General features: G+C 43.2%; 9 protein-coding genes. 7 read left to right on the plus strand and 2 right to left on the minus strand.

Annotated features, from left to right (window positions below; translation table 11 throughout):
• The first annotated feature begins 95 nt into the window (after positions 1 to 95).
• Both PSV17_RS09410 and PSV17_RS09415 read left to right on the plus strand, forming a co-directional pair.
• Positions 96 to 1,388 (plus strand): sigma-54-dependent Fis family transcriptional regulator, encoded by a 1,293-nt coding sequence (locus PSV17_RS09410; RefSeq protein WP_300481911.1) that lies wholly within the window; start codon positions 96 to 98, stop codon positions 1,386 to 1,388.
• Between the two features lie 95 nt (positions 1,389 to 1,483).
• Complete coding sequence (locus tag PSV17_RS09415; RefSeq protein ID WP_300481912.1) at positions 1,484 to 3,691, plus strand: TonB-dependent receptor; 2,208 nt, start codon at positions 1,484 to 1,486, stop codon at positions 3,689 to 3,691.
• On the opposite strand, the gene PSV17_RS09420 is transcribed toward PSV17_RS09415, so the two are convergent.
• Positions 3,681 to 4,034, minus strand: coding sequence for a metalloregulator ArsR/SmtB family transcription factor (locus PSV17_RS09420; protein WP_300481913.1), 354 nt, complete (start codon positions 4,032 to 4,034; stop codon positions 3,681 to 3,683). The genes PSV17_RS09415 and PSV17_RS09420 overlap by 11 nt on opposite strands.
• Before the next feature lie 114 nt (positions 4,035 to 4,148).
• Between PSV17_RS09420 and PSV17_RS09425 the strand changes: the two genes are divergently transcribed.
• Genes PSV17_RS09425 through PSV17_RS09445 form a run of 5 tightly spaced genes read left to right on the plus strand, consistent with a single transcriptional unit; the run spans position 4,149 to position 11,393 of the window.
• Positions 4,149 to 5,228 (plus strand): efflux RND transporter periplasmic adaptor subunit, encoded by a 1,080-nt coding sequence (locus tag PSV17_RS09425; RefSeq protein ID WP_300481914.1) that lies wholly within the window; start codon positions 4,149 to 4,151, stop codon positions 5,226 to 5,228.
• Positions 5,229 to 5,235: 7 nt separating this feature from the next.
• Positions 5,236 to 8,439, plus strand: a complete 3,204-nt coding sequence (locus tag PSV17_RS09430) for an efflux RND transporter permease subunit (protein ID WP_300481915.1) — start codon at positions 5,236 to 5,238, stop codon at positions 8,437 to 8,439.
• 31 nt (positions 8,440 to 8,470) lie between these two features.
• Positions 8,471 to 8,680 (plus strand): DUF2892 domain-containing protein, encoded by a 210-nt coding sequence (locus tag PSV17_RS09435; RefSeq protein ID WP_300481917.1) that lies wholly within the window; start codon positions 8,471 to 8,473, stop codon positions 8,678 to 8,680.
• Complete coding sequence (locus tag PSV17_RS09440) at positions 8,680 to 10,089, plus strand: TolC family outer membrane protein (protein WP_300481919.1); 1,410 nt, start codon at positions 8,680 to 8,682, stop codon at positions 10,087 to 10,089. Before PSV17_RS09435 ends, PSV17_RS09440 begins: the two co-directional genes overlap by 1 nt.
• A gap of 32 nt (positions 10,090 to 10,121) precedes the next feature.
• Complete coding sequence (locus PSV17_RS09445; protein ID WP_300481920.1) at positions 10,122 to 11,393, plus strand: FAD/NAD(P)-binding oxidoreductase; 1,272 nt, start codon at positions 10,122 to 10,124, stop codon at positions 11,391 to 11,393.
• Between the two features lie 168 nt (positions 11,394 to 11,561).
• Here the strand turns inward: PSV17_RS09445 and PSV17_RS09450 are convergent, their stop codons facing one another.
• Complete coding sequence (locus PSV17_RS09450; RefSeq protein WP_300481922.1) at positions 11,562 to 12,764, minus strand: ammonium transporter; 1,203 nt, start codon at positions 12,762 to 12,764, stop codon at positions 11,562 to 11,564.
• Positions 12,765 to 13,129 lie beyond the last annotated feature (365 nt).

A 13,129-nucleotide genomic window follows, 5' to 3' on the forward strand; every position in this document is an offset into this window, starting at 1 on the left:
TATGAAATATATAAATATATTTGCCAAATATGGCGGTATATTTTCATAAAAATGGCATAAACTGCCAAATATGGCAGTTTTATGGAGTTGTTGAGATGAATGAAGAACAAATTTCGGAGCTATTATCTTATCTAGATAGTCAGCCTCAACCATGCATTGTGCTGAGTAAGGATTACACAATCCTTGCGGCTAACGTAGCTTATCGTCTTGAGTATGGTGGCAAAGCTCAGATGGTAGGTCGGCACTGCTATGAAGTATCGCATCACTTTGATAGACCGTGTGATGAGGCTGGTGAATCATGCCCACTTAAACTTAGCTCAACAACCAAACAATCGCAGCGTGTATTGCATTTGCATCAAACGCCTCGTGGCGAAGAGCATGTAGACGTCGTGTTAACGCCTATTTTTAATAGCGTTGGGGAAATCGCCTATTTTGTAGAGATGATACAAACCATTCATGATGCCAGTGCGCACCCTTCCGCAAGAGGCTTGGTTGGTCGCTCTTCATTATTTAACAATATGCTCGGCCTTGTTGAGCGTGTAGCGCCATCTGAAGCTACCGTATTGTTACTGGGTGAATCTGGTACTGGTAAAGAGCTAGTTGCGCAAGCCGTACACAATGCCAGCAAGCGCGCCAAAGCACCCTTTGTGGCCGTGGATTGCTCTGGTTTAACTGAAACCTTATTTGAAAGTGAGTTGTTTGGTTATGAGAAAGGCGCTTTTACTGGCGCTTCGCAACGCAAGTACGGGTTAGTAGAAAGTGCAAGTGGCGGTACATTATTTTTAGATGAAGTGGGTGATATTCCTTTAAGTTTACAAGTTAAGTTATTACGCTTAATTGAGACGGGTACTTATCGTAGAGTTGGTGGAGTTGAGCCTTTGCGAGCAGATTTCAGATTGATATCGGCGACTCATAGAGATTTGAAAAAGATGGTGGAACAAGAGAGTTTTCGTAAAGATTTATATTATCGCATTAGCAGTTTCCCAATTCATTTGCCTTCACTATCAGAGCGTCGAGAGGATATACCGCTATTATCTGCAACGCTACTTTCACGTATCAATCCTGACCGCAAATTAAATCTGCATCCTGATACTTTAGCCAAACTTATCGCTTACGACTTTCCTGGCAACATCCGTGAACTACGCAATATTCTCGAGCGAGCTAGTTTAATGACCGATGGCGACATCATCATGCCTGAACATGTCACCCTAGAATATAAGCCGCCCAAGCTTAATGAAAGTCCGTTATCTCAAGAAATTATTTCTCTGGAGCAAGCTGAAAAACAGTATCTGACTTGGGTTGCTGCTCAGCATGAAGGTGACCGCCGTGTGTTAGCTAAAAAACTAGGTATCAGCGAACGTACTTTATATAGAAAATTGCAAAACTAAATTTCATAAATAAGCTGCGACAATATGTCACATTCTCAGGTGATGGCAGAATCTATAAAATGGACCTTACTTAAAACCATTTTAAAGTTAAGGTTATGTCGTTTAATTGTTCAAAGAAAATCTTATTAGTTAATCGCATTTTCACATCATGTTTACTCGGTAGCGCTCCAGTCATTACGCACGCAGAAGCACTTATTTTGCCAAGTGTTGAGGTGCATGCGGAAAGATTGCAAGAGATTAGCGCTTCATCACTTAATACGAGTGACACAGCTGCACTACTAGAAAATGAGCCTGGTATAAGTTTATATCGCGCTGGTGGCGTATCAAGCTTGCCAGCTATTCACGGTTTAGCTGATGACCGCATTCGCATTAAAGTGGATGGTATGGATTTAATTTCCAGCTGTGCCAATCACATGAACCCGCCTCTTTCGTATATAGATCCAAGCAATATAGAGAATATCAAAGTCTATGCAGGCATCACGCCAGTCAGTGTTGGTGGCGATAGCATTGCAGGTGCGATACAAGTCAATTCTGCTACACCTGAGTTCGCTAAAGATGGACAGGACTTATTGATTAAAGCCACTGTAGGTACTTTTTACCGCAGCAATAACGATGCGCGTGGTGTTAATTTATCTACCAGCGTTGCTAATGATAAAGTTTATATGCGCTATACCGGGTCGACCGTTGAAGCTAACAATTACACCTCAGGTGGAAATTTTAAATCGACTGCGGCCGCCTCTTCAGATAAACCTAATCATATTCTCGCTGGTGATGAAGTTGGTTCCAGCGCCTATAAAGCGCGCAATCATGCTTTAGCTTTTGGTGTAAAACATGAAAATCACTTAATAGAATTAAAACTGGGATTGCAGGACATTCCTTACCAAGGTTATCCCAATCAACGCATGGACATGACGGGCAACGATAGCAAACAATTTAACTTAAGCTATAAGGGAAAATATGACTGGGGCAAGTTAGAGGCTCGTGCTTATTATGAAAAAACCCGTCACAGCATGCAATTTGGTGATGATAAGCAGTTTCTTTATGGAAACGCGCCTGGCATGCCGATGGAAACGGAAGGTCAAAATGCTGGCGTAGTAGTGAATGCGGATATCTTGATGACGGCTCGAGATACTTTGCGAATCGGTGCTGAATATCAGCGTTATCGATTAGATGACTGGTGGCCAAAGTCTGGTACTGGCATGATGATGGCACCCCTGACTTTTGAGAATATCAATAATGGGCAACGTGATCGCTACGATATATTTGCCGAATGGGAAGCTAAATGGAGTGAACAATGGCTTTCCCAAGTTGGGGTAAGAAGTAGCATTGTGAAAATGAATGCTGGCGATATTCAAGGATATAACACCACTGCGGCTAACGGCATGAGCGCGTATAAGGTTGCGGCAGCTGCATTTAATGCTTTGGATCATAAAAGCACAGACAACAATCTTGACCTTACCGCATTGACACGCTATCAGCCAAATGTAAATCAAACATATGAAGCTGGATATGCCATGAAAACCCGCTCGCCGAATGTTTACGAGCGTTTTGTTTGGGCAAATACCAACACCATGGTCATGAATATGAATAATTTATATGGTGATGGCAATGGCTATGTGGGTAATTTAAATCTAACACCAGAAACTGCGCATACCTTAAGTGCTACAGCTAATTGGCACGATAATAAACAACAAAACTGGAACTTAACTGTTACGCCCTACTTCACTTATGTGGATGACTACATAGATGCAGTTGCTTGCGCTAAAGTAGGTAAAAACTGCATGGCAAGAACCGATGGCTTTGTTAACTTAAGTTTGGATAACCAATCTGCACGTATCTACGGAGTTGACATTTCAGGCAGAAAAGAACTTAGCGGTGGCTATAGTTTAGGCAGTTTCGCTGTTTCTGGCGGGCTCAATTATGTACGTGGTAAAAACAACACGTCGAATGATAATCTCTACAATACCATGCCGTTAAATGCCAAATTCGCGCTAGAGCATAATATTGGCGCGTGGATGAATACCGTTCAGCTTAAATTAGTCGATAGCAAAGACAATGTACAAGCTATCCGCAAAGAGCTCAAAACGGCAGGCTATGGTTTGTTGAATATGTATTCAAGTTATGAATGGAAATCTGCGCGTTTAGACCTAGGTATTGAAAACGTCTTTGATAAACACTATGCGGATCCATTAGGCGGAGCTTATCTAGGTCAAGGTGCAACGATGGGAACAGGCGTTGTTCATGGCACTCAAATTCCAGGCATGGGGCGTTCGGTTAATTTGGGGTTAACGCTTAAGTATTAAATTTATCTAAACTACTTAACAGCATGGCTCGCAAGGGTGCTTCATCTGCGAGCCTGCTTCCAATTTGTCCGCAGACTAATTCGCATAAAGTGTAAATGCTTGGATCAGCAATATTGTAATAAACACTTGTGCCGCGCGACTCTCGTTTCACTAATCCAATTTTTGCAAGCAGCGATAAATGTTTAGATACATTGGCCTGCGTGCATCCAGATAGCTCAGTTAACTCACTAACATTGCGTTCACCATCTTGAAGTGAGTGCAAAATCTTGAGCCTAGTAGGCTCTGATAAGGCTTGAAAATATTGCGCAATATGTTCAAGCGCGATGTCGTTTAGTTTTTCCATATTGCTTGCCATTATATCAACGATAAAGAATGTATGTTTAATTACTTATTGACTATATAACTATATGGTTATATATTAAGCGTTAATCTATAAATAATCAATGGAACTATCTGAATGGATCTATCGATGTGCAGCCGAATTTTTAAAAGTTATGCTTCCTTACTATTGTTTGTATCAATCCCTGCATTTGCAGAACCTCTGGTGACATCCCCAGTATTAAATGTGAGTTCTGCCAGTCTATACAAGGCTGAAGGTGTAGTTGAATCAGCTAAAAGCACTCAAATTGCGACGGAAATGCAAGGCGGTATCACCATGCTATCTGTAAAAGCAGGTGATATTGTTAAAGCTGGTCAAGTATTAGTCCGCATCGATGCGCGTGCAGCTCGACAACAAATTGCAGGAAGTCAGGCGCAAGCCGCCGCTACTAATGCCCAGCTATCGGCGGCAAAGCAAGCTTATGAACGTAAAAAACGCCTATATGAAAAGAATTACCTTAGTCAGGCGGCTTTAGAGCAAGCCGAAGCTGAGTTTAAAACTGCACAAGCTCAAGTGAGAGCACAACAGTCTAATATTTCAATTGCAAATGTGGGCGCTGATTTACATACAATCGTTGCACCTTATAGCGGTGTGGTAGCCGAAGTGAATGTTGAGCTAGGTGATATGGCATTACCTGGAAACCCATTATTGTCAATTTATGATCCTAAAGTGCTACGTATTGTTGCTAGCGTACCGCAGAACCGCATATCTCAACTGAATGACAATTCTGATCTTAATATAGAAATTCCCGATGTTAGCAAGTTAAGTTTCAATCTTCCAGTGAAGCAGATGATTGTGCTACCTACGGCAGATATGGCCAGCCATCAAGTAAAGGTGCGTATCAATATACCTGAGTCACTCATGGGTACCACTCGTTTATCACCTGGGATGTTTGCACGTGTTGGATTGCCCGTTGTGGGGAGTAATGAAAGCTCACATTTACTCGTGCCTGCTACTTCCGTTATGCGACGTGGGGAGGTTTCATTGTTATATATAGTGAAACAAGGCAAGCCGCAATTACGGCAAGTGAGAGTTGGGTTAAAGCAAATGCAAGGCACAGCTCAATATATTGAAATTCTCTCTGGTGTAGAAGCTGGCGAGCAGGCTGCAGTAAATCCGCTAGCCGCGCTAAATTTAATTGCAAAGAGCAGGAGTTAAGTCAGAAATGACAAAACTTGACTCTCCACTAGCACTTGGCATCTCTGGGAAAATTGCCGGCTACTTTCAAAATGCCCAAATTACGCCACTATTAGCCCTACTAGCGCTGCTAATGGGACTGTTTGCAATCATTGTGACGCCGCGTGAAGAAGAGCCGCAAATTGATGTGACGATGGCTAACGTATTGATACCGTTTCCTGGCGCACGAGTGAGTGATGTCGAACAGATGGTGGCTGTGCCAGCAGAACAAGTGCTATCGCAGATGTCAGGCGTTGAACATGTCACCTCTGTTTCAAGCTCTGGCATGGCGGTCATTACTGTGCAATTCAAAGTTGGCGTATCTCGCACATTGGCGCTAGTCGAGCTTTACAATACGATACACTCTAATCAGGACTGGCTCCCCAAAAACCTCGGTGTCGGTGAGCCGATTGTTAAGCCCAAGGGTATTGATGACGTACCAATACTGACCGCCACGTTATATGCCAAAAATCAGCAACAAGGTGCTTATGAGCTTGAACGCATTGCGCATACACTTGAAGCTGAAATTAAACATGTTTCAGGTACTCGTGAAGTCATCACATTAGGCGGACCAGGCCGCGTTATCAATGTAAAATTGGATCCAACCCGAATGGCGGCTTATGGCGTCACGCTTGCGGATTTGCGTCAAGTTTTACAAAGTGCAAATGTCGGAGCGCCGCTAGGTGAGACCACGCAGTCTAACCATACTCTGGCATTAGAGTCTGGAGAGTATTTAGCGGATGCAAAGGATGTCGCTGATTTAGTTATTAGTGTGCATGATAGCCACCCAGTGTTCTTAGGCAGTGTCGCAACTATTGAAGATGGACCGCCACCCGCTACGCGTTATGTCTGGCATGGCGCTAAAGTTAACGGTGCAGTAGAAGCCATTGAGTATCCAGCGGTAACCATTGCCGTCACAAAAAAACCAGGACAAAATGCAGTAGAAGTGACCAGCGCTGTCATCCAGCAGATTGAACAGCTAAAAAATGTGTTAATTCCATCTGATGTTGGCTTAGAAATCACAAGAAATTATGGTGATACAGCCAATGAAAAAGCCCAAAAACTTATCCATAAATTAATTTTTGTCACACTCGCAGTGGTCGCTTTAGTGTTTTTAGCATTAGGTAAACGTGAAGCAGCGATTGTCGGAATTGCGGTAATTCTAACGCTTGCTGCCATGCTATTTGCTTCATGGGCATGGGGATTTACCCTTAATCGTGTTTCACTATTTGCATTGATTTTCTCAATCGGAATATTAGTTGATGATGCAATTGTCGTGGTTGAAAACATACATCGCCAAATGCAGCTTAATCAAGGCAAGCCACTGTTAGAAATTATCCCCAAAGCTGTGGATGAAGTCGGTGGACCAACCATACTCGCAACGTTAGCGGTGATTGCCGCGTTATTGCCGATGGCCTTTGTGAGTGGGTTAATGGGGCCATATATGAGCCCTATTCCAATCAACGCCAGTATGGGCATGCTTATTTCCCTTGCCGTCGCATTTACAGTTACACCTTGGTTATGCCATCAATGGTTAAAAGCAGATCATCAACAAAATAAGCTGACTGGACATATTTCAAGATTCTTCAATCGAGCATTTACACCACTTCTAAATGACAATCGAGGCAAGCGTAACCGCAGGTTTGTATGGCTTGCTGTTGCGGGACTCATCGTGATTTCACTTGCACTACCTATGGCAAAGTTGGTTGTGTTGAAAATGCTACCTTTTGATAATAAGTCAGAGTTTCAAGTAGTGGTTGATATGCCTGCTGGCACGCCGCTAGAAAAAACCGCGAGCGTATTACACGCGATGACAGATTACCTTGCTACAGTGCCAGAAGTAGCAAATTACCAAGCTTATGTAGGACTTGCTTCCCCAATTAATTTTAATGGGCTGGTGCGTCAATACTATATGCGTAGCGGTGGTGACGTAGGAGATATTCAAATTAATCTGGTGGACAAAGCGCACCGTGATTTGCAAAGCCATGCAATTGCGAATCGCGTTCGCCCAAGTTTGCAGAAAATTGCAGATGAAATGGGCGCAAAGCTTAAAGTGGTTGAAGTCCCTCCTGGACCACCTGTGTTATCACCAATTGTGGCTGAAATATACGGCCCAGACCAAGCTGGGCGTGAGGAAGTGGCGCACAAGGTTAGGCAAATATTTGCAAAAACTACCGATGTGGTAGATATAGACGAAAGTGCAACTTCAGTAGCACCTAAGCAGGTATGGGTAGTAGACCGTAGAAAAGCAGCTTTGCTAGGTATCACTCAAGAGGCAATTGTCAGCACACTGCGCGCAGGTTTGTCTGGTGAGAATGTGACCTATCTGCATGATGCAAATAAGTATCCAGCGCCTATTCAACTACGCTTACCCGCAGAACTGCAGTCCGATTCTGAAGCCTTACTCAAGCTTAGCGTACGTGCCGCCAATGGCAAACTGGTGCCGATAAGTGAGCTTGTTAATAAACAGGACACACAACGCGAACAGCCGATTTACCACAAGGATATGTTGCCTGTGAATTATGTCGTTGGTAATTTAGGCGGACAACTGGATAGCCCCTTGTACGGATTATTTGCGATGCGTGGCGAGATTCTCAACATTAAAGCACCTGGCGATGGAAAGCTTGATGAGTATTTTATTCGTCAGCCTCAAGAAGCTCAGCAGCATTTTTCGCTGAAATGGGATGGTGAGTGGCAAGTCACTTATGAAACTTTCCGCGACATGGGCGCGGCCTACGCTGTTGGCCTGATATTGATTTACTTGTTAGTGGTAGCGCAATTTGGCTCTTATTTAATGCCATTAATCATTATGGCGCCGATTCCATTGACCATTATTGGCGTCATGCCTGGTCATGCCCTTTTAGGTGCACAATTCACTGCAACATCCATGATAGGCATGATTGCACTCGCGGGCATTATTGTTCGCAACTCAATTCTATTGGTTGATTTTATTCAATTGGAAACGGCGCAAGGCAGGCCATTAAAAGAAGCTGTAATCAACTCCGCGATTGCACGTACACAACCAATTCTGCTAACAGCCTTATCGGCAATATTAGGTGCGTTATTTATTCTGGATGATCCCATTTTTAATGGCTTAGCTATTTCATTAATTTTTGGCATCTTAGTCTCAACTTTATTAACGTTAATCGTGATACCGCTGTTGTATTACACGGCATATAAAACAAAAGTTTAAGCATTTACATCACACTCAAAGGAGAAATAACATGACTTCATGGCAACTGGTTCGCATTATTGCAGGTAGTTTAATTTTGCTTTCACTGGCACTAGGCGTACAAGCTAGCCCTTTATTTGTGAGTGAAAATTGGCTTTGGTTCACTACCTTTATTGGCGTAAATTTACTTCAAAGCGGCTTTACTCGCTGGTGTTTGATGGAGAAAATTTTACGTAAGTTAGGTGTGAGCGCAGGCTGCTAATGATGTACTTCAGACTATTAGCACTAGGTATGGCAATTTACGCTAACCAAGCGCAGGCCTATGATTTGTTTGATGCTTGGCAAGGCGCGCTAACACATGACCCGCAATTTGCAGCCTCGAAAGCTGGTGCTGAAGCTGGCAAGACAAAAATTCAGCAAGCGCAAGCATTAAAAAGTCCGCAAGTGACACTTAATGCAGGCGTGGCTGGCGTGAGTAATGATAATAAAATTACCGATGCGCAATTCTCCAATGCGCAGTTTGCTGGAGCAAGCAGTGGTAGCAACGGCACGACCAATTTCCGCACGAAAACCAATGGTGGTCTAGATCTTAATATGAATCTGCGCGCTGAGTATCCGCTATATGATGCTACGCGCAATAGCTCTGCAACACAGCTCAACAAGCAAGCAGAATTAGCTGAGGTTCAATTAAGTGGCGATGAACAACAGCTTATGTTGCGCGTCGCTCAAGCCTATTTCGATGCCCTGCTTGCACAAGACTCTTTGGCTACCCTTAACAGTCAACAAGTGGCAATCACTGAGGCGCTTGCTAGCGCAAAAGAGCGCTTTAAAGAAGGTGATGTGGCGATTATTGATACGCACGAAACACAAGCGCGTTACGATATGCTCGCATCGCAAGTGCTTGAGGCGGCAGGAAACTTGCAACTTGTCCTAGCCGCACTAGGGGACATGACTGGGGAAGATATTGCAGCAAATAATAAAGTGATATTAGCGCTGCTGCCACCAAAAGTTGACCTACAACATTTCTCTGGTGGTGATTTACAGAGCTGGATTAATCGTGCGCAAATGAATCATCCGCAAGTGCATATTCAACAATTACAGCAAGATATAGCGCAAGCTGAGATTGGCAAGCATCAAGGTAGCTTATCACCCATTGTTAATCTAGTTGCACTGGCAGGTGGCGAGCGCTTGCAAGGTCTGGATAGTCATGATGCCAGCCTTACAAATCGGCAAGTTAGCCTTGGTTTGCAGCTCACTATTCCACTTTACAGTGGTGGGATGCGAGATGCGCGTTACCAAGAAGCGGTTGCCTTACAGGATAAAGCGCGCAATCAAACTGAAGTCGCAAAACAACAAGTGGCTCATCAAGCAAGGTCTGCTTGGATGGCGCTTAATGTAGGCCAAGGGCAGGTAAAGGCGCTAGAACAAGCAGAACATTCTGCAGAAGTTAAGCTTGACTCAACCCGTTTAGGGCGCGATGTAGGCGACCGAACAATGCTTGATGTGCTTAATTCCGAGCAAGAACTTAATAACACACGGCTGGCGCTTTCTCGCAGTCGCTATCAGGTTCTGCTGGCATTACTTAACCTTTCGGCTTCAGCAGGCGAGCTAAATGAGGCGCGTTTAAAAGAAATTAATCAACAGTTAAATAGCAAGGCAGTGCAGAAATAAAAATAATCAACGATAACTATAAAGGATAGTAAATGGCACATATCGTAATTCTTGGAGCAGGCATTGGTGGAATGCCAACGGCATACGAATTGAAAGAAAAGCTGGATAACACGCATCAGATTACCGTGATTAATTCAGTAGATTACTTTCAGTTTGTACCCTCTAACCCGTGGATAGCGGTTGGATGGCGAGAACGCGATGATATTACTTTTCCTATAGATCCTTACCTTAAAAAGAAAGGTATTGCCTTTATTGCACAGCCGGTTGATAAAATCGATGCTGAACATAATTCACTCACACTGAAAAATGGCGAGCATGTTAAGTATGATTATCTCGTCATCACGACTGGCCCTAGGCTAGCTTTTGAAGAGGTATCTGGATCTGGCCCAGAAGGTTTTACTCACTCAATTTGCTCTGTAGACCATGCGGTAAAGGCCGCCGAAGCATATCAAACATTCTTACAAGAGCCTGGCCCAGCTATTATTGGAGCAATGCCAGGCGCTAGTTGTTTTGGTCCAGCTTATGAGTTTGCTTTCATTTTTAATAGAGATCTGCGCAAGCGCAAGCTACGTAATAAAGTACCCCTCACCTATGTCACCAGTGAACCATATATTGGCCATTTAGGTTTAGGCGGCGTAGGTGATTCTAAAGGTATGTTGGAGTCGGAATTCCGTCACAACGACATTAAATGGATTACGAATGCGAAAGTAACCAAAGTTGAAGCTGGCAAGATGTATGTGACTGAGCTTGATATGCAGGGTAAGTTGGTTCAAGAGCATGAGCTACCATTCAAATACTCAATGATGTTGCCATCGTTTAAAGGAGTTGATCCAGTTGCCAATGTTGAAGGCTTATGTAACCCACGCGGCTTCGTGCTGGTAGATGAGCATCAACGTAGCAAAAAATACCACAATATCTTTGCAGCAGGAGTATGCATTGCCATACCACCAGTAGAAGTCACCCCAGTTCCAACAGGGGCACCCAAAACTGGCTATATGATTGAGTCTATGGTCACAGCGATTGTGCATAATATTGCTGCAGATATTACAGGTCAAACAGCAGATGCAAAGGGCTCATGGAATGCTATTTGTTTAGCAGATATGGGAAATACTGGCGCTGTGTTTGTTGCATTACCTCAACTACCTCCACGCAATGTTAATTGGATTAAAAAAGGTAAATGGGTGCACTGGGCGAAAGTAGCTTTTGAGAAATACTTCATCTATAAAATCAAAGGAGGCAGTTCAGAACCTATTTATGAGAAGTACGTTTTGAAGTTACTTGGGATTGAAAGGCTTGATAAGTAGTTTGCCCTATGACTATCTAAAAAAGTATGGAATACAATTTATAAGATTGACAGATTGTTATAACTTTACAAAATTCCTATAAAAGTATCAAATAAAGGCTCATTGCAAGAGCCTTTATTTGAATTACGACAGACTTAACTAATACTTAACCGAACCTATAAGACTTGATTAATTATCAGCAGTAGCTGCAATTTTGTGGATGCTCAAATCCGCTCCATCAAATTCCTCTTCTTGAGTTAAGCGGATTCCTATTAAAATTTTCAGGCTGCCGTAAATAACTATCCCACCAATTAACGCAATAGTAATGCCCAAGCCAGTACCTATCAGTTGTGACATGAAACTGATGCCATCAGCACCACCGCCAGTTCCACCAAGAGCTTTAGCACCGAAAATCCCAGCAGCAATACCGCCCCAAGCACCACATAATCCATGTAGTGGCCAAACACCTAATACATCATCAATCTTAAGACGATTTTGTGTCAATGTGAAAGCCCAAACGAACAGCATGCCCGCAATGCCACCAGTGACTAATGCGCCAAGTGGATGCATTACATCTGAGCCAGCACATACTGCAACTAAACCCGCTAAAGGACCGTTGTGAACAAAACCAGGGTCGTTTTTACCCATCATTAAAGCGACTAGAGTACCACCCACTAAGGCCATCAGTGAGTTAACCGCAACCAAACCAGAAATCCCCTGAACTGACTGTGCTGACATCACATTAAAACCAAACCAGCCGACAGTAAGTATCCACGCACCTAGTGCTAAAAAAGGAATATTTGAAGGTGGGTGAGCATGTAAAAGACCATCTTTGCTATACCTGCCTTGGCGAGCACCCAGTAAGATCACGGCAGCAAGTGCGATCCAGCCTCCCATAGCATGAACAACAACCGAACCAGCAAAATCATGAAACTTAGCGCCAAATGTCGCGACAAACCAATCTTGAATGCCAAAATGATTATTCCACGCAATGCCCTCAAAAAATGGGTAAACAAAGCCCACAATTAAGAAAGTGGCTGCGAGTTGGGGATTGAATTTAGCACGCTCAGCAATGCCACCAGAGACGATGGCAGGAATTGCTGCAGCAAAGGTCAAAAGAAAGAAAAACTTTACTAGCCCGTAACCATTTCCTTCCGCTAACACCTCTGCACTGCTGAAAAAATTGACGCCGTAAGCAATGCTGTAACCAATAAAGAAGTAAGCAATTGTAGAGACTGAAAAATCTACAATAATTTTAACTAGCGCATTCACCTGGTTTTTCTTACGTACCGTACCAAGCTCCAAAAATGCAAAACCCGCATGCATAGCAAGCACCATAATGGCGCCTAACAATACAAATAATACGTCATTTGACGAAACTAACGCTTCCATTTCTCAATTTCCCCTAGAGTTTTCTAAAAAATTATCCAGATAAAGAAAGCAAATAGTACGCCAACACTTAAGCTATTGATTTTAAGCGTGTATTAATTTAGGGGGAATAAAAAAGGCACTTTAATAGTGCCTTGCGTAGTGCATCGCCCTAATTGAGTGCAAATTATTATTAATTCATTAAGTGTTTTTAGTTAGAGCAAGATATTTCCTGAGCCATCTTTAAGCACCATACTTGCTGCATCGGGATGACCAATCCAGAAATGATAGAACTCGCGCACGACCACCAAAAACAAACGCCTATTATTTTTAAGGGGCTGTAGTAGATTAGCTTTAAATCTCAGCCCACTCCTTCAATATTAACAGTT

This window comes from Methylotenera sp., from assembly GCF_029946165.1.
GTDB lineage: Bacteria > Pseudomonadota > Gammaproteobacteria > Burkholderiales > Methylophilaceae > Methylotenera.